This is a genomic window from Agrobacterium fabrum str. C58 (assembly GCF_000092025.1).
Classification (GTDB): domain Bacteria; phylum Pseudomonadota; class Alphaproteobacteria; order Rhizobiales; family Rhizobiaceae; genus Agrobacterium; species Agrobacterium fabrum.
On sequence record NC_003063.2, the window covers coordinates 1,775,534 to 1,793,160 of the forward strand.

Sequence of the window (17,627 nt, forward strand, 5' to 3'; positions counted from 1 at the left end):
GGGTACGAGCCATAGGCTTCGCCCGCCACTCTCTCGCAGATGTGTTGTCCCCCATGAATCTTGCCCAGATAAAACTTCCGTCGCGGCCGTTGAGCCTCAAGCGTGGCGTCATTTCGGTGCCTCCTGCCTATTATTTTTCCATTCCGGTGCTTGTCGCGATCCTAGCCGTCATGCTGGTGGCCGAAGGTCCGGGCATTCTGCGCGATTATCAGATCAGCAAGGACCCGCTGGAAATCGAAAACGGCGATATCAACGGCAGCTGCAAGACGCGCAAGGCGATCTTCACGACCTGCGAGGCGGAGCTTTCCTACGATCATGGCGGCGTCAGCTACAAGAAGGACGTCGAGGTGATGTTCGTCGATTTCCATTCCGGTGATTACGAAACCGGTCTGGTGATTTCCGCGAAGAACCCGGAACTCGCAACGATTTCGCTGGGTCTCGACATGCTCTGGAACCGCATCATCACGCTTGGCGTGTTTGTTGCCCTGCTTGGTTTCGGCAGCCTCGCAATGTTGTTCACGCTTATCCGTGTGCTGCGGGTTCGCCTGCAGCTGCGGCATGCAGCACCGTTGACCGTCATTCCGGTTGCACTGACGGCGGTTGCCGAAAAACGCAGCCGTCTCTTCGTCACCTATGCCGATACGGTGAGGGACGGGAAGACCAAGCGGCAATCCTTCACCCATCTCGAGCGGGGTCGCATTCCCGTTGTCGTCGGTCACACCGACAAACACGATGTTGCGCTGGCGGTCCTGCATGGCAACAGCGCGCTGCCGGTTCTCATCGACGACCAGCTGGAGCGGATCGACCTGACTGAGCAGGAGAGGGCAGAGGTTCTCGCCTCGCTTGCCCCGCTGCTCGCGAATGAGACACAGTCGGGCGTCGCGGCCCAGGGCGCGGCGATAAAGAAAGGACCGAGCCTCCTGCGCAGACTGGGAACGTTCGTTGCCATCGTCGCCGTCATCATCGTCGCGGTCTTCGGTTACTGGCTGTGGTATATCACCAGCGCTCCATCGCAGTTCAACTCACCCGGCATGCACATCAACAACATGCTGCCGACGGCACTCAATGAGTGGGGTTGTGCGCGCTTGCAGGAGCGTTTCTCCGACGGCCCGGCACCTTTCGGATGCACCGCGGCCGATTATCGAAGCTGGAAATAAAGCCTCTGGCACCATTTTCTTCGGGCCGGTTTGCCGAAAGTGTTACAGCTTGGCACGCCGGTCTGAACACTTTTTGCTGCGCGAAAAAATATTGACACAATTATCATTAGTTGCATTAGAGATTTATAAATAAAGCACTTCCATAGTGCCACCGTGAGCGGTTCTTCGAAGGCTGGGAGAGTGCAGCATGTTCACGGTTTTGGAATGCGTTGCCATACAGCACGACCACGCGGTCGTTCTTCTTGCAGCTGTTATCTGCCTGCTTGGCATGTTTGCTTTTTTTCATCTTCTGTTGCGCGCGGATGAAAGTCCGGCGGGGCGCAAGCCCTATTGGGTGCTGGTTGCGGCCTTTGCCGCCGGGCTGAGTGTCTGGGCCACCCATTTCGTCGCCATGCTCGCCTATAGGGGCGCGGTTCCGATCGGTTACGACTTCTTCTTCACGGCTCTTTCAGCCGCTTTGGCCGTTTTTGGTTTCTGGCTGGCGCTCGTGGCCCGCTCGCAGGCCATCTACTCATCGCTCATCGTCGGAACGCTGGTCACCCTGTCGGTTGCCGTCATGCATTTCGTTGGGATGGCGGGCATGGATGTCGCGGCCACGATCAGCTATCGGTGGGGCCCGGTTTTTGGCGGTTCTGCGGTCTCCTGGGCGGCCTTCGTTCTCGCCTTTTTCCTTTTCCGTCGTCTCGCCTCATGGAAGCGCATTGCGGCGCCGGCCGGAGCGGCGATCTTCGGCATCTGCGCGCTGCATTTCACGGCCATGTCGGCCACGGTTCTCACGCCGGATCCATCCATGTCAGGGCCTGATCCCGATAATGTCGGCAGGCTGATCATGATCGGCGCCATTTCCGGCGTCACCTTCCTCATCCTTTTTGCCACCGCCGTCGCTGCGCTGGTGGATCGTTACCTTGTCGATCTCAAAGGACTGGTGGATGCCACACTTGACGGCCTCGCCGTCGTCCGTGACGGGCGGATCGTGGAACTCAACACCCGTTTTGCCGGCCTTCTCGGTCGGGAGGAGGCATCGCTTGTGGGACGGAATCCCGACGATCTCTTCAAGGCCGTCGATGGACAGCCCACCTATCTGTCGCGTCCTGCGCCGGTGGAAGCGATCCGCGAGCGGGGCGGGCAGGCACAGGTCTTCGAACTTGGTGTGCGCACCATCGAATATCGCGGCCGCCCCTGCGAGGTGATGGCCATTCGCGACCTGACGGAAAAGCGGGAAGCGCAGCGCGAAATCGAATATCTCGCGCGCCACGATGTCCTGACAGGCCTCTCAAACCGCACCATGTTCCAGACCCGTCTTCACCAACAGATCGACAATGGCGACGAGGAGGATGAATTTGCGCTGCTGGCGCTCGATCTCGACCGGTTCAAGGCGGTCAACGACATATTCGGCCATGCCGAAGGCGACCGTGTCTTGAAAAAAGTCGCCGCCATTCTCGATGAATGTGCAAGGGCAGGCGATGTGGTCGCCCGTCTTGGCGGCGATGAATTCGTGATATTGACCGCCCGGCATACGAAGGCGGACGAAGCGCGCCTGCTGGCCGAAACAATCCTTGGCATGTTCGCCCTGAAGATGAATGTCGTCAATGACCCGACCGCCGTCGGCGTCAGCATCGGCATCGCCGTGTTCCCGCGCGACGGGCAGGATCATGAAAGCATCATGCATGCCGCCGATCTCGCGCTTTACCGCGCCAAGATGGGTGGTCGTGGCATCCTCGCCTTCTACGATCCGTTGATGGACCAGGAAGCCCGTGAGCGCCGCCAGCTGGAGACCGATTTGCGGCTCGCCATCAACCGGGACGAGCTGGTGTTGAATTATCAGCCGGTCCTGTCTGTCGAATGCGGCCAGGTCGTCGGTTACGAGGCGCTGGTGCGCTGGCAGCACCCGACAAGGGGCGTGGTCCCGCCGGATGTCTTCATTCCGATTGCCGAGGAAAGCGGGATCATCATCTCGCTTGGCGAATGGGTGCTGCGTGAGGCCTGCCGGCAGGCAAGCACCTGGGCGCCACATCTGAAGATTGCGGTGAATGTCTCGCCCCTGCAGTTTTCGCTGGCCAATCTCGGTCATGTCGTCTGCACGGTGTTGATGCAGACCGGGCTTTCGCCCAACCGGCTGGAGCTGGAGATTACCGAGGCAGCACTTCTCAAGGACCGCAAGGCGACGCTGGTCATCCTCAACCAGCTGAAGGCGCTCGGGGTTGCTATTGTCATGGATGATTTCGGCACCGGTTACTCGTCGCTCAGCAACCTGCAGAGCTTCCCCTTCGACAAGATCAAGATCGACCGCAGCTTCATCGCCGCCATGAGCGAGGATGACAATGCCCGCGCCATCGTGCGTGCGGTGATCGGCCTTGGTCGCAGCCTCGATCTGCCGGTGACGGCGGAGGGGATCGAGACGGACGCGCAATACCGCATGGTGGTCGATGAGGGTTGTGCCCAGGCGCAGGGTTATCTCTTCGGACGACCCGATGTGGCACCGGCTCCTGCCGCGAGCACCGCCAAACGGAAGAAACATTCCGTTTGACGAAGATGCGGCGGCGCATCGCGCCCGCGCGCAGACTTTCCCATATTCTTTGGAACGAGAGCAGAGGCAGATCGTTAGGGTTGCATGTGGCGTGTCCATGCTGCCGCTGCCTCTGGGGCAGCGTTGATCAGTTTGACCTGGGGTTTAGACCTCCTGTCGTGAACGCGCCTTGAATGAACCTCTATCGATGGGAGAGTCCGCGATGACAGACCGCCTAGAGCCGCAAGACCCGCGCAGCCAGTATCCCCGCCCGCCGTTTTCAACCCCGACCCAGGAAATGCCGGGTCTGGTGACGAATATGACGCCTTTCCCTGATCATGGTGAAAAGAGCTACAAGGGCACCGGCAAGCTTGCGGGGCGCAAGGCACTGATTACCGGCGGCGATTCCGGCATCGGGCGCGCAGTCGCAATCGCTTTTGCGCGGGAAGGTGCCGATGTCGCGATATCCTATCTGCCGGAGGAAGAATCGGATGCCGAGGAAGTTGTTGCACTGATCGAGGCGGAAGGCCGCGTGGCGGTAGCGCTCCCGGGCGATATTACCGACGAGGCATGGTGCCGTGAACTGGTCGAGAAAGCCGTCAGCGATCTCAATGGGCTTGATATTCTTGTCATTAACGCCGCAAGGCAGCAATATCGCGAAGACATCGAAGAGCTCTCGACCGATGATTTCGACCGCACCATGAAGACCAATCTTTATGCGTTGCACTGGATTGCGCAGGCGGCTGTTCCATATCTGAAGCCGGGTGCGTCTGTTATCACCACCGCGTCCATCCAGGCCTATGAACCATCGGCCATCCTTCTCGATTACGCCACGACCAAGGCCGGTATCGTCGCTTATACCAAGGCGCTCGCAAAGCAGCTGATCGAAAAGGGCGTGCGCGCCAATGCGGTAGCGCCCGGTCCGTTCTGGACGGTTCTTCAGCCGAGTGGCGGCCAGCCGGATGAGAAGGTGAAGAACTTCGGCAAGGACAGCGATTTCGGCCGTCCGGGACAGCCTGTGGAACTGGCACCTGTTTATGTGCTGCTCGCCTCGCAGGATGCGAGTTTCATCAATGGTGAAGTATATGGCGTGACCGGTGGGAGAGGTATTGCCTGAGGCAATCTTCGCTATTGCAGGGCTGTCTTTAAGGGTTTCGACATGAAACAGCAGTCAGAACGTTCAGAAAAAGGCTTGAAAAACTTCGATGTCCGCGACCGGCTGATATTGGCGCTTTATGCGCAGTTGAAAGCGGAACGGCAGACACGCGAGGCCATGGAATGGGTCATTCGCAACGGCGGTCTGTCGCCGGAGGTATTGGAAGCCATGGCCTCCGATCCAGTACCGGTTCTGGCGGAAGACGACGTGCCGGCGATCGAGCGCATTCTCGCCGGTGGCGGACGCGGTGAAGCTTCCTTACGTCACGCTGGTGAGGGGCGACGGTCATGAATCGCCGGGCGAGCTGGAAAGGGCATCTGTCGTTTGCCGATTTCAACTGTGAAATCGGCCTTTATTCCGCGCTTACTTCGGCGGAGAAGATTTCGTTTAATATCGTCAACCGCAAGACCGGTCACCGCGTCGAGCGGCAATATGTCGACAGCGATACCGGCGAGCCGGTGTTTCGTGATGATCAGGTCAAGGGTTATGAACTCGACAATGGCGATCATATCGTCATCGAGGGAGACGAGATCGCAAAGCTGATGCCTGACAGCGACAAGGTCATTCACGTCAAACACTTTTTGCCCTGCGACGAAATCGACAAGCTCTATTTCGACAAGTCCTATTATCTCGCGCCGACCGGGGAGGATGGCGAAGAGGCGCTGACGCTTCTCGCCAAGGCCATGGACGACGAGAATGTCGTGGCCCTCGGCGAAGCCGTGCTTTTCCGCCGCAACCGCATTCTGCTGATCCGCCCGAGCGGCAAGGCGCTTGTCGCCACCACACTGAATTTCAGCTACGAAGTTCGTTCGGAAACATCCGTTTTCAAGTCGATCCCCGATATCGAGTTCGACGATGAAATGCTGGAACTTGCCGGCCACATCATCGAAAAGCGGGCGGGTACATTCGATCCCGCCGATTATAGTGACAGATATAATGATGCGCTGGCGGAACTGGTGAAAGCCAAGATCGAAGGCCGGGAAATCGCCAAACCGCCGCCGCGCAAGGAAGACAACATCATCGATCTCAAGGAGGCCCTGCGCCGCAGCGCCGGTGCCGGAGCAGGCAGCGGGAAAAAGGCCACGTCATCAGGCCGCAAGGCCTCGCGGAAAGCGAGCTGATCCATGGGATTGCAGACTTATAACGCCAAGCGCAGTTTCGACAAGACGCCGGAGCCCAAAGGCACAAAGGCTGAAAAACCGGGATCGAGTTTCGTCATCCAGAAACACGATGCCCGCCGCCTGCATTACGATTTTCGCCTTGAAATGGACGGGGTGCTGAAAAGCTGGGCGGTGACGCGCGGCCCGAGCCTCGATCCGGAAGACAAGCGCCTTGCCGTGCATGTGGAGGACCATCCACTGAGCTACGGCGATTTCGAAGGCGTCATCCCCAAGGGACAATATGGCGGCGGCACTGTGATCGTCTGGGATCGCGGCATCTGGCAGCCGATTGGTGATGCCGGGAAAGGATATCGAAAGGGCCATCTGGAGTTCGAGCTCGAGGGAGAGAAGCTGAAAGGCCGCTGGCATCTGGTGCGCATGCACGGCAAGCCCGGAGAGAGCCGGGAGAACTGGCTGCTGATCAAGGGTGACGATGAGGAGGCGAGGCACAAAGGCGGTGCTGATATTCTCGAGGAAAGGCCGGAATCGGTAAAGACCGGCCGCAGTGTCGAGGAGGTCGCAAAAAAACCGGAGGATACCTGGAATTCCAAGCCGGTCTCGAAAAAGGCCGGCGCCTCGACATCCGGCCAGAAACAGGCGCATGCGCTGCCCAAAGGAGCACGCAAACAGGCCTTGCCCTCTTTCGTGCCGCCGGCACTCGCCACGCTGAAGCCAAAACCGCCGGAGGGATCACGCTGGCTGCACGAAATCAAATTCGATGGTTACCGGCTGCAGGCGCGAGTCGATCAGGGCAAACTTCAGCTGTTGACCCGCAGCGGGCTGGACTGGACGGAAAAATTCGGCGCCGCCGTGGCGGCTGCACTCACGGCGCTGCCGGCGGAAACTGTTCTGATCGACGGTGAAATCGTTGTCGAACGCGATAGCGGCGCTTCCGATTTCTCTGCCTTGCAGCAGGACCTGAGCGAAGGACGCGACGACCGGTTTGTCTTTTATGCGTTTGACCTTCTTTATCTCGATGGGAGCGACCTGCGCGGCGCGGCGTTGAGCGAACGAAAGGCACTGCTGGAGAAGCTGTTACCGGCCGGCGATCCCCATCTCCGCTACAGCCAACATTTCGAGGAAAGTGGCGCGCTGGTGTTGGACCATGCCTGCCGGCTCAGCCTCGAAGGCGTGATTTCCAAGGTCAAAAGCAGCAAATATGTGTCCGGCCGCAAGGGCGAATGGGTAAAGTCCAAATGTTCGATGCGACAGGAATTCGTGATCGGAGGTTACACCGTCTCTTCGACGTCGGAGCATGCCATCGGCTCGCTGGCTCTAGGGGTCTATGAAAACGGCAAGCTGCGCCATGTCGGCCGTGTCGGAACCGGTTATTCCGGCGACGTCGCGGAGATGATATTTTCTCGTCTGAAGCCGCTGGAACGCAAGGACAGCCCCTTTGGCGACAAGCTGACCGCGCTTGCCCGCCGCGATCTCCATTTTGTGAAGCCGGAACTGGTGGCGGAGGTGGAGTTTCGCGCTTGGTCAGGAGATGGAAATCTGCGTCATGCATCCTTCCGGGGTTTGCGGGAAGACAAGCCGGCAGGAGAGATCGAACGCGAGGAGAAGGCCGTGTCGGATAGCAATGCGCCGCAGTCGCAGTCGAAGATCAAGTTCACTCACCCCGACCGGCTTTACTGGCCAAATGACGGCGTGACCAAGGAGGGACTGGCCGACTATTATGCGCAGGTCTGGCGGCATATGGCGCCCTTTGTCGTCAACCGGCCGCTGGCGCTGTTGCGTTGCCCCGAGGGCATAGAGGGCCAACGGTTTTTCCAGAAACACGCCTGGCGCGGCATCAACAAAGCGATCGAGCAGATCAAGGATCCCAAGGACAAGGGGGGCGAACCGCTGATCCGCATCACGGATTTCGATGGCCTGATGGCGCTCGTGCAATCCGCAGCACTTGAAATCCACCCATGGGGCGCAACGACCGCCAATTGGGAAAAGCCTGACATGATCACCATGGATATCGACCCCGGCGAGGATGTGGCCTGGGACGCGGTGATCGAGGCGGCGCAAGAACTCAAACGGCGCTTCGAAGAGGCGGGCCTTGCCGCTTTCGTCAAGACGTCGGGCGGCAAGGGGCTGCATGTGGTCTCGCCGCTGAAACCGCAGGCGGGCTGGGCGCCCGTCAAGGCCTTCGCCAAAGCCATGGCCACGGATATGTCGAAGGCCGAGCCGGAGAAATATCTCTCCGTCGCCACCAAGGCCAAGCGTCAGGGTCGCATCTTCATCGATTATCTGCGCAATGGCCGGGGCAATACGGCGAAGCGGAAATAAACTGCATGATCCGGAACGTGCGGTCAACAGCAAAGGGCGTCTGCCGCACGAACAGCCACGACACGGCAAGGACGAGAAGCAGCGCCAGGAAAAAGCCGATGGCAGGTGACATGAAGATGGCGCCGACGGTCTTCAGCAGGCCGGACCAGACGATGGAATTAAAGCCCACCTTCGCAAAACCCGCACCGACGAGACCGCCGATCAGCGCATGCGACGAGCTGGAAGGAATGCCAAAAATCCAGGTGACGATGTTCCAGACGATCGCCCCGATCAGTGCCGCGAAGATGACCTGCGGTGAAACGATGGCCGGATCGATGATGCCGGTGCCGAGCGTTTCGGCCACATGCAGGCCGAAGAACAGAAAGGCGATGAAATTGAAGAAAGCCGCCCAGGCGACCGCATATTGCGGCCGCAGCACACGGGTGGAAACGATGGTGGCGATGGAATTGGCGGCGTCGTGCAGACCGTTCAGGAAATCGAAGAACAGCGCGATGGCGATGAGGCCGACAAGCAGCGGCAGGGCAAGTGCGACATCCATCAGACGTTCTCGATCACAATGCCGCTGATCTCATTGGCCACATCCTCGAAGCGGTCGACGACCTTTTCGAGTTCGCCGTAGATTTCGCTGCCGATCATGTAGGCCATCGCATTGCCGTTCGCGCCATGGCGGCGGAAGAGGTCTTTCAGGCCCTGATCGTGGAGATCGTCGGAGCGGCCTTCGACACGGGTCACCTCTTCGGCGATGGCGGAGAGGCGCTGCGCGTTCGCGCCGACCTTGTTGAGAAGCGGAATGGCTTCCGCGATGAGGCCGGCCGCGCGGACGATCTCGTGGCCCATCTCCTTCATCAGCGGGTCGAATTCGCTCTGTTCGAACAGGCGAATGGTCTTGACCGTCTTGTGCATCATATCGATGGCGTCATCCATGGACTGGATGAGATCCTTGATGTCGCCACGATCGAAGGGCGTGATGAAGCTGCGCCTGACTGCAAGCAGAACCTCGCGAGTGATGTCATCGGCCTGATTCTCAAGGGCGACAATGAGGTCGCAGTTCTTCTCGACGTCGATGCCGCTCAAAAGTTGATCAAGGGCTGCAGCCGCTTTGATGACGGTTTCGGAATGTTTGCTGAACATGTCGAAGAAACGGTCCTCGCGCGGCATCAGCTTGCGAAAAATACTCATCATGCGAATTGGCCCTCAATGGCGCTTTATTAGTTGTGGGGGGTGATTGTCATAAAACTGTCATAAATGCACGCGGGGCATTGATGCAACCCGGAAAATCGGCACTATCAACGGATATGAAACCCGCCAAGAAACGCCGGAAGACCCGCCCGGCCCGTCCACTCACATTGCTTCAGCAGCTGGCTGCTGTTCCGGAAAAGCTCTTCACCGGCGCTTTCCGGCAGCAATATGCCGCGCTCTGCTTCCGTTATGCCGATGGCGGGACTATCGAAATCCTCCTCGTTACCTCCCGGACCAGCGGACGCTGGATCATTCCGCGCGGCTGGCCAATGAAACGCAAGAAGCCGCATCAGGCGGCGGCCATCGAGGCATGGGAGGAGGCGGGCGTGCGGGGCCGGGTGCGAAAGGACGCCATCGGTCGCTATACCTATCTGAAGATGCTCGACAATGGCGATGTCGTGCCCTGCATGGTCGATGTGTTCCAGATAGAGGTGACGGAGGCGGATGCGAGTTTCAAGGAAAGTGGCGAACGCCTCTCGGAATGGGTGCGCCCCGATGAGGCGGCAAGGCGCGTTCGCGACATTGAGTTGAAATCGTTGCTGGTTGATTTCAAGCCCAAGGGCAAAAAGAAGCGACAGGACAGCGGGAAGCCCTGAGCGCAACGCCGGAGACAGGCTCAGACTGTTGACACTGTTCGATTTTTTACTCCCCTTTCTGCCACCTCGTCCGGCGCCTTCGGCAACAGGCGGGCGAAACGCCGCGTGATGCTGTCGATATAGGACAGGATGACGGGCACAACGATCAGGGTCAGCAGCGTGGAGCTGATGAGGCCGCCCACCACGGCATGTGCCATGGGTGCGCGCTGGGCGCCGCCTCCGCCGACGGCGAGACCGAGCGGGATCATGCCGAAGATCATCGCGAGCGTCGTCATGATGATCGGGCGGAAGCGGATGACGCCGGCATTCGCCAGTGCCTCATTCAGCGTAAGGCCGCGCCGCCGTTCGCGATTGGCGAAATCCACCAGCAATATGCCGTTTTTGGTCACGAGGCCCATCAGCATGATGAAGCCGATCAGCGAGAACATATTGATGGTGCTGCCGGCCACCATGAGGCCGAGGAGGACGCCGATGAGCGATAGCGGCAGCGACACCATGATGGCAAGCGGCTGCAGGAAGCTGCCGAATTGTGAGGCGAGCACGATGTAGATGAAGATGATGGCCATGCTGAGCGCCGTCCCCATATGGCCGACGGTTTCCTGCATGGTTTCGGCCTCGCCGCCGAAACGGATGCGATAACCAGCCGGCAGATCGCGGCTGGCGGTCAGGCCCTGCAGGGTCTCCGTAACATCCCCAAGCGTACGACCGGTGATATTAGCCGACACCAGTATTTCGCGACGATTGTCGAAGCGGCGGATTTCCGCCGGTGCCGCCACCGTGCCGATATCGGCGACCTGATCGAGGCGTACCATCAGCGGCGCGCCGTTCGCCCCGGTGCGGCCGGTCGTGATCATCAACTCCCCGAGACGTGCTGCATCGGAGCGCCGCTCGACGGGCAGGCGAACAACGATATCGTAGCTGTTGCCATGCGCGTCGGTCCATTTGGAAACATCCTCGCCGCCGATGAGGGCAGACAGGGCGGCGGCGAGATCGGCCCTGGCAATGCCGAGATCGCTTGCCGCCGCGGGCTTCAATCGGACCGAGAGGATGGAGGTCACGTCCTTGGTGCTGGAGGTCACCTCCACCAGACCCGGGATTTTTTTCATGTCCTCCACAAGACCGTTTGCGATTTTTTCGAGGACTGCCCGGTCGTCGCCGAGGATGCTCAGCTGCACCGGGCTTTCGCCGCCACCGAGACCATTCTGCAGGATATTGATCTCGATCCCGGGAATTGCCGACAAGCGTTTGCGGACTGGCTCGGCAAGGGAAAGCGGAGTCTGCTCGCGTGCCGAAAGCGGTACGAGCCCGACAAGAATGGCGGCGCGATGTTTGCCGGCCGCGCCGCCGGTATTGATGGTGGAATAAAGCATCTCGACTTCAGGAAATTCCCTTAGCGCCTTTTTGACCTGCTGTAGCTTCGCTGTCGTGTAATCGAGCGAAGACCCGACCGGCGCGGTGAGATTGATCTGGAAGCGTCCCTCATCGGCATCTGGCACGAATTCCGTGCCGACCAGCGGCACCATGAACAGGCTGCCGATAAAAATGCCTGCGGTAACAAGCAGGGTGACGAGCCGGTGGCGCAATGTCCAGTCGATCGCATGCCGGTATTGCCCGGCCATCCATTCAAAACCGTGGTCAAAACGGGCGATCAGGCGGCCAATCGGGCCACGCTTCGCATCGGCCTGCGCATCGGGATCATACCAGACGCTCGACAGCATCGGATCGAGCGTGAAGGCGACGAAAAGCGAGATCAGCACGGCGGCGGAAACGGTGACGCCGAACTGATAGAAAAACCGGCCGACGATACCGTCCATGAAAGCGACCGGCAGGAAAACCGCCACGATCGTCGCCGTCGTCGCGATCACCGCAAGCCCGATTTCACCGGTGCCGTCGAGGGCGGCGCGCAGATGGGACTTGCCCATGTGCAGATGGCGGGTAATGTTCTCGCGCACCACGATGGCGTCGTCCACCAGAATGCCGATGGACAGTGTCAGCGCCAACAGGCTGAGCGTATTGAGCGTGAAACCGAGGAAATCGACCACCGTGAGTGTGCCGATGATCGCGATCGGCAGCGTCAGACCGGTGATGACCGTGCTGCGCCAGGAATTGAGAAACAGGAAGACGATGGCGACGGCGAGTGCTGCACCTTCGATCAGCGTGGTCTGCACCTGGGTTACGGATTCCTGGATCGGTATCGATGAATCCGTCACGATGCGCAGCTGTATATTTTGCGGTGAAAGCTCGGCGTTGAGCGCATCGAGGCGCTTCCTCACATCGCTCACCACCTGCACCGTATTGGCGTCCTGAACCTTGACTATATCGATCGCCAGCGCCGTCTGGCCATTATAAATGGCGCGGTTTTCGGCATCGGCCGCCCCTTCGGACAGCGTGGCGACGTCGCGCAGCAGGATGGCCACGCCGCCGCGCCGTGCCACCACCATATCCAGCAGGGCCTCGGGTTCCTCTATGCGACTCTGTATCTGAATGGTGCGTTCGGAGACGGGATCGACGACGCTGCCGGCCGGGCTGTTGCTGTTTCCAGCCCGCAGCGCAGTCACCACCTCGTTGACGCCGATCCCCAGCGCGCGCATCCGCGTCTCATCGATCGTCACATCGATTTGCCGTTTGCGGCCGCCGACCAACGTTGCCTGTCCGATGCCCGCAACGGTCGTCAATTGCCGCACCACCTTTTGCTCGGCGAGGGTGGCGAGTGCAGGCACATCGAGCGATGTCGAACTGATCGCCAGCGACAGGATCGGCTCTGCGGCGGGATCGAACCTCGATATGACAGGCTTTTTGGTGTCTTCCGGAAAATTCGCCTCGATGGCGGCGATCTTGTCGCGCACCTCCTGCGCGGCGGCGGAACTCTGAACCTCGAGCTTGAACTTCGCAACGACGACGGAACGTCCCTCATAGGAGGTGGACGTCACCTCATCGAGGCCACCGATGGCGTTCAGCGCATCCTCGACCGGGCGCGTCACCTCCATTTCCACCGTCTCCGGCGTCGCGCCGGGATAGCTGGTGACGACCACCACAACGGGAACGTCGACATTGGGATATTGATCCAGCCCCAGCCGCTGTAGGGAAAAAGCGCCCATGACCAGAAGTGCTACCATCATCATGGTGGCGAAGACGGGATGGTTGACAGATATGCGGGTCAGAAACATCTCAGCCTGCCTTGTCGATGGTGACGGCCATATCGGGGCGCAATTCGGGAAGTGGCACCGTCAGGATCGTCTCGCCATCCGCAAGACCCGCGCCGATCTCGATCAGGCTGCCGCCGTTCCAGCGTGGCCCCACGGCAACCGTCTGGCGGCGAAGATGACCGTCCTGTATCTTGAGCACATGATAGCCCGTCTCATCCTTGCGCAGCGCGATGGCGGGAACGACGAGCGCATCGTTTTTTTCACGCAGCAGAATAGATCCGCCGGCGAACATTCCGCCCCACAATTGCCCATCGCGATTGGCAAGCCTGAGATAGACGGCGACGACGCGCGTGCCGTCCTCGGCCACCGGGCTGATGCGCTCGACCGTTCCTTTGACGATCTGGCCAGCGAGGCCGTCAATCTCCAGTTCCGCCGTCTGGCCGCGGGCGACGCGTGGAATATCGCGGGTGGCGACGAGAACCTTCGCTTCCAGCTCGCTGGTATCGACCAGCGTCAGAAGCTCGCCATCCGCGCCGATACGCGCGCCCGTCTCTGCCACGCGCCGGGTGACGGTGCCGTCGAATGGTGCGCGGATTTCGGCGTTGCGAAGGGCGAGGCGGGCAATATCCACCTGCGAAGACAGGCTCTGCACCCTTGTCGTCTTTACCACGACATCGCTTTTCGCCTTGTCTAGCTGTTCCGTCGAAGCGATGTTTTTCGCAGCCAGCTGCTCGGTTCTAGCCAGGGCCTGCATCGCCAGCATCAGCTCGGCCTCGGCCGCATCCCGGTCGCTTTGCCGGAGCAGCAGGGTTGATTGCAACTCGTCGGTTTCGAAACGCACAAGCATGTCGCCCGCCCGAACCGCCTGTCCCTCCCGGACGTTCATCTCGAGAATTTTTCCGGCCTCGCGGGCGCGGATCAGGACGCGGTTGACGGGCTGAAGCTCGCCGCTGATGCTGAGCCGCTCCGCCATCGGGCGCGTGCCGATCGTCGCGATTTCCTGTGCCGCCAGTTCGAAAGGGATGCCGGCCGGGCTCATCGCGGCCGCCGCTACGATACCCTTGACGCGCTCTTTCGCATCCACGCTTCCGCGTGCCGGATCGAGAGCGGTGACGACGAGAACACAGCCCGCAAGCGCGGCCCCTGCCTTGATCGTTCTCTTCACCCATTGCAGCGCCATATCGTGATCCTTCCTGTCGCAGGGCCGCCGGTTGAGGCGGTCGCATCGCCTGTCTTGCAGGCGGATAACCTCTGGATAGGCAACCACAATTGCAGCAGCATTACCCCACTGTGGCCTCTTCGCCGCAATACTGCCGCAACCTTTCGGGCAGACAACGGATAGCGAAGGGACGGTGATCCATGAGACTTCTGTTGATCGAAGATGAAAAGGAAATGGCGGATGCGCTGTCGGCGACGCTCGGCAAGCAGGGCATCGTCATCGACCATACGATGCGGCTCGGTGACGCGATGGAGCTGACGCGCCAGCACCTTTACGACGCCATTCTGCTCGACCGCCGGCTGCCGGACGGGGAAGGGCTCGCCTTCATCCCGAAACTGCGCCGCGCCGGTGTCGATACACCGATCATCCTGTTGACCGCGATGAACGAACCGGAGGACCGCATCGCAGGGCTGGATGGCGGCGCGGATGACTATCTCGGCAAGCCGTTTCTCGTCGGTGAGCTACTGGCGCGGGTGCGTGCTGTTCTGAGGCGGCCATCAGGTCTCGCACCGGCCGAGATTGCGGCCGGCCGGATCGTGATCGACCCGCTGCATCTCAGCGTCACCATCAATTCGCTTCCCTTCGATCTTCCCAGACGCGAGCTTCTGGTCCTCGTTGCGCTCGCCAAACGCAAGGGCAAGTCGGTACTGCGCTCCACCCTCGAGGCGGCCGTCTACAATTACGAGGAGGAAATCCAGTCCAATGCGCTCGACGCGCATATATCTCGGCTGCGCAAACGCCTGCTCGATGCTTCAGCCGGGGTGAGCGTGCACAATATTCGCGGCATCGGTTATCTGCTGAAGGAAGACGCATGAAAGCGCAGGGCAAGTCCAATCCGTCGCTTTGGTGGCAATTGAGCTGGCAGCTCAGCATCGTCGTTTCCGCCATGATCGCTGTCGTTATCGTCGGGCTCTGTGTTTATGGATTGATGATCCTTTCGCCCAATATCGCGCTTTGGGGCGATCTGTCGGACGCACTGGACGAGTCGCTGTCGCTTGATCCGCAAAAGGGACTTGTGGTTATCGATGGCCCGATGTTGCGGGCTCTGACGGCGGAGAACGGTACGCTCTGGTTCGCGGTTTCCACGCTGGACGGGCGGGTGGCCACCTATGGCGCCGTGCCGACTGCATATGCCGAATTGTCGCGGTATCTCTATCTGTTGACGGATGCCGATATTCGCGGTGGCAAAGGCACCGCCGAGGGTGCCATGGTCGAGAGCCTGGAGACGAGGTGGGGTCCGGTCAGGGTCATGTTCGGCGGAAGCACGCATGTGAGAGCGCAGTTTCTGACGCTTCTTGCCGAGACCTACAAGATTTACGTCCCGTTGCTGGCGGTTATCCTGCCCGCCGTGTTCTTTTCCGTGCCCCGCATCGTGCGTCAGGCACTTGCGGGTCTCAGTTCCGTCGTCAAAAAGGCACCCGAGATCGACCCCCGGCGTGGCGGTTCGAAACTTCCCGTCGAGGATGTGCCGCGGGAAGTTGTCCCGCTCATCCTTTCCTTCAACAGTATCCTCGAGCGACTGGAAGAGCAATTCCGGGCGCGCCAGCGGTTCCTCATCGATGCGGCGCATGAGCTCAGAACCCCGATTGCGATCATGCAGACCCGGATCGAGGGTTTGCCCGGGCCGGAGCGACAACGTTTGTTGGCGGATGTGGCGCGCCTCGGTGAGACCGCCGAGCAGCTTCTGGCCTTCGAACGCAATGACCAGGTGAACGATCGGCGCGAGCGGGTGGACCTCGTCGATATAACCCGTACGGTCGTTGCTGATCTCGCACCGCTTGCGCTTTCGGCCGGTTACGACATCGCCTTCGAAACGGCGGTCGTCGCCTATGAGTTACAGGGCAACCCGTTCACCCTGCCACGTGCCATCAGCAATATCGTGCGCAACGCCATCGATCACGGCGGAAATAAGGGGATGATCCATGTGTCTGTTCTCGCCGACGGTGAGGTCGTGATTTCCGATGAGGGGCAGGGGATCGCCGAAGACCAGCAGCAGCGGATTTTCGAGCCCTTTTATCGAATCACGCCGCGCAGCACGGGCGCCGGACTTGGCCTCAGCCTCGTCAAGCAGATCGTCGCCATTCACGGCGGACGGGTCTTTCTGGAGAGCAGCGCTTTCGGAAGCACCTTCCGGCTGCGTTTCTGAGCCTGGTTTGCGGCTATCCACGGGTGGCAATTGTAATGTTGCCGCAATTTTGGCTGTCGTACCGTGCGGGGCATAAGATCAACCACGCAACCGGAGTACGTACAGTGCAACAATGGTGGAATCTGTTACCCCGGGCTTTCGGTGAGAGGTGTCGCCGCAGCCGCGGCGCCGCCTTCGCGACCTTGCCCATTGCGATCATCATGTCCGGCTGCAGCTCGGTGCCGCTGAAGGAAGGCGGTACGCTGACGTCCTACGCGCAGTTCAGCCCTGCCAAAGGCAAGTTCACCAAATCCCGGACTTTCGTTGACGCCTACGGGCTGGCCGGCATCAAGACCGTCGCCATAGTGCCGACCACCTTTTCTTTTGCGGCTTCGTCGCGGGTCACATCGGAGAAGGATCGTATACTCGTTTCGAATGCGCTGGATCGCGCCATCTGCGTGGCGCTCAGTGACAAATACCGGATCGCCGCCCTCGGTCAGCCGGCGGACATGACGGTGCGCACGGTCGTCACCGATCTGGTGCCGACCAACAAGACCATGGCGGGGGTGTCCACGGCGGTTACGCTCGGCAGCGGTTTTGTCCTGCCCGTCAGCGTGCCGCGTCTGCCTGTCGGGCTCGGCGGACTGGCCGTCGAGGCTGAGGCGGTGGACAGTGCCGGCGTGCAACGCGCGGCAGCCGTCTGGTCCAAGGGCGCGAATTCCATCACCAGCAAACCTCGTGTGTCGGAAATCGGCGACGCCTATGGGCTTGCCGCCGATTTCTCCAATTATTTCGCGCGCATTCTGGTGAAGGGCAAAGTCTCCGAGGGGCTTGATCTCTCTGTGCCTTCCGGCCATCGAATTCGCTCCGCCCTGGGTGGAAGACCGAAATATGTCGAATGTGATGCCTATGGCCGGTCACGCGGCTTGCAGGGCATGGTGGCCGACAAGTTCGGCGCGCCACCCGAATGGACCGACAAACATGCAAGGGCAGGGTCGCGATAGGGCATCCGCCCCTTCTCAGATCGCGCGCGTTGCGATGCG

The 17,627-nt window shown here is 60.3% G+C and carries 12 protein-coding genes and 2 pseudogenes; 10 read left to right on the forward strand and 4 right to left on the reverse strand.

The window, feature by feature from the left end:
• Positions 1–53 precede the first annotated feature (53 nt).
• The 6 genes and pseudogenes from ATU_RS21695 to ligD all read left to right on the forward strand — a co-directional run.
• Positions 54–1,157, forward strand: coding sequence for a hypothetical protein (locus tag ATU_RS21695; protein ID WP_035257230.1), 1,104 nt, complete (start codon positions 54–56; stop codon positions 1,155–1,157).
• 187 nt (positions 1,158–1,344) lie between these two features.
• On the forward strand, positions 1,345–3,684 hold the full coding sequence (locus ATU_RS21700) for a bifunctional diguanylate cyclase/phosphodiesterase (RefSeq protein WP_010974023.1): 2,340 nt from the start codon (positions 1,345–1,347) through the stop codon (positions 3,682–3,684).
• Between the two features lie 202 nt (positions 3,685–3,886).
• Positions 3,887–4,780: an SDR family oxidoreductase gene (locus ATU_RS21705; protein ID WP_010974024.1), complete on the forward strand. Its 894-nt coding sequence runs from the start codon at positions 3,887–3,889 to the stop codon at positions 4,778–4,780.
• Between the two features lie 42 nt (positions 4,781–4,822).
• On the forward strand, positions 4,823–5,110 hold the full coding sequence (locus ATU_RS21710; RefSeq protein ID WP_010974025.1) for a hypothetical protein: 288 nt from the start codon (positions 4,823–4,825) through the stop codon (positions 5,108–5,110).
• Positions 5,107–5,940 (forward strand): non-homologous end joining protein Ku, encoded by an 834-nt coding sequence (gene ku, locus ATU_RS21715; protein ID WP_010974026.1) that lies wholly within the window; start codon positions 5,107–5,109, stop codon positions 5,938–5,940. The genes ATU_RS21710 and ku overlap by 4 nt, the downstream gene beginning before the upstream one ends.
• A 3-nt stretch (positions 5,941–5,943) precedes the next feature.
• A pseudogene (ligD, locus tag ATU_RS21720) lies at positions 5,944–8,247 on the forward strand (DNA ligase D); the annotation flags it as partial.
• Here ligD and ATU_RS21725 read toward each other — a convergent pair.
• A pseudogene (locus ATU_RS21725) lies at positions 8,228–8,797 on the reverse strand (inorganic phosphate transporter); the annotation flags it as partial. The pseudogenes ligD and ATU_RS21725 sit on opposite strands and share 20 nt — an antisense overlap.
• Positions 8,797–9,441: a DUF47 domain-containing protein gene (locus ATU_RS21730; RefSeq protein ID WP_010974029.1), complete on the reverse strand. Its 645-nt coding sequence runs from the start codon at positions 9,439–9,441 to the stop codon at positions 8,797–8,799. The gene ATU_RS21730 and the pseudogene ATU_RS21725, both read right to left, overlap by 1 nt.
• A 113-nt stretch (positions 9,442–9,554) precedes the next feature.
• On the opposite strand from ATU_RS21730, the gene ATU_RS21735 reads away from it, so the two are divergent.
• Positions 9,555–10,094: an NUDIX hydrolase gene (locus tag ATU_RS21735; protein WP_010974030.1), complete on the forward strand. Its 540-nt coding sequence runs from the start codon at positions 9,555–9,557 to the stop codon at positions 10,092–10,094.
• Between the two features lie 20 nt (positions 10,095–10,114).
• On the opposite strand, the gene ATU_RS21740 is transcribed toward ATU_RS21735, so the two are convergent.
• Both ATU_RS21740 and ATU_RS21745 read right to left on the reverse strand, forming a co-directional pair.
• Positions 10,115–13,261, reverse strand: a complete 3,147-nt coding sequence (locus ATU_RS21740; RefSeq protein WP_010974031.1) for an efflux RND transporter permease subunit — start codon at positions 13,259–13,261, stop codon at positions 10,115–10,117.
• 1 nt (position 13,262) lies between these two features.
• Positions 13,263–14,420, reverse strand: coding sequence for an efflux RND transporter periplasmic adaptor subunit (locus ATU_RS21745; protein ID WP_010974032.1), 1,158 nt, complete (start codon positions 14,418–14,420; stop codon positions 13,263–13,265).
• Between the two features lie 179 nt (positions 14,421–14,599).
• Here ATU_RS21745 and ATU_RS21750 point away from each other — a divergent pair, with 179 nt between their 5' ends.
• The 3 genes from ATU_RS21750 to ATU_RS21760 all read left to right on the forward strand — a co-directional run bounded on the left by ATU_RS21750 (position 14,600) and on the right by ATU_RS21760 (position 17,588).
• Positions 14,600–15,274: a response regulator transcription factor gene (locus tag ATU_RS21750; protein WP_010974033.1), complete on the forward strand. Its 675-nt coding sequence runs from the start codon at positions 14,600–14,602 to the stop codon at positions 15,272–15,274.
• Positions 15,271–16,605 (forward strand): sensor histidine kinase, encoded by a 1,335-nt coding sequence (locus ATU_RS21755; protein ID WP_010974034.1) that lies wholly within the window; start codon positions 15,271–15,273, stop codon positions 16,603–16,605. The genes ATU_RS21750 and ATU_RS21755 overlap by 4 nt, the downstream gene beginning before the upstream one ends.
• Positions 16,606–16,709: 104 nt before the next feature.
• A complete protein-coding gene (locus ATU_RS21760) occupies positions 16,710–17,588 on the forward strand; it encodes a DUF3313 domain-containing protein (protein ID WP_035257222.1) in 879 nt (292 codons plus the stop codon).
• Positions 17,589–17,627: the final 39 nt, after the last annotated feature.

Excerpts from the sequence above, each read along its gene's own strand:
- ATU_RS21695 (WP_035257230.1), top strand. The coding sequence starts at position 54 with ATGAATCTTGCCCAGATAAAACTTCCGTCGCGGCCGTTGAGCCTCAAG.
- ATU_RS21700 (WP_010974023.1), top strand. The coding sequence starts at position 1,345 with ATGTTCACGGTTTTGGAATGCGTTGCCATACAGCACGACCACGCGGTC.
- ATU_RS21705 (WP_010974024.1), top strand. The coding sequence starts at position 3,887 with ATGACAGACCGCCTAGAGCCGCAAGACCCGCGCAGCCAGTATCCCCGC.
- ATU_RS21710 (WP_010974025.1), top strand. The coding sequence starts at position 4,823 with ATGAAACAGCAGTCAGAACGTTCAGAAAAAGGCTTGAAAAACTTCGAT.
- ku (WP_010974026.1), top strand. The coding sequence starts at position 5,107 with ATGAATCGCCGGGCGAGCTGGAAAGGGCATCTGTCGTTTGCCGATTTC.
- ATU_RS21730 (WP_010974029.1), bottom strand. The coding sequence starts at position 9,441 with ATGATGAGTATTTTTCGCAAGCTGATGCCGCGCGAGGACCGTTTCTTC.
- ATU_RS21735 (WP_010974030.1), top strand. The coding sequence starts at position 9,555 with ATGAAACCCGCCAAGAAACGCCGGAAGACCCGCCCGGCCCGTCCACTC.
- ATU_RS21740 (WP_010974031.1), bottom strand. The coding sequence starts at position 13,261 with ATGTTTCTGACCCGCATATCTGTCAACCATCCCGTCTTCGCCACCATG.
- ATU_RS21745 (WP_010974032.1), bottom strand. The coding sequence starts at position 14,420 with ATGGCGCTGCAATGGGTGAAGAGAACGATCAAGGCAGGGGCCGCGCTT.
- ATU_RS21750 (WP_010974033.1), top strand. The coding sequence starts at position 14,600 with ATGAGACTTCTGTTGATCGAAGATGAAAAGGAAATGGCGGATGCGCTG.
- ATU_RS21755 (WP_010974034.1), top strand. The coding sequence starts at position 15,271 with ATGAAAGCGCAGGGCAAGTCCAATCCGTCGCTTTGGTGGCAATTGAGC.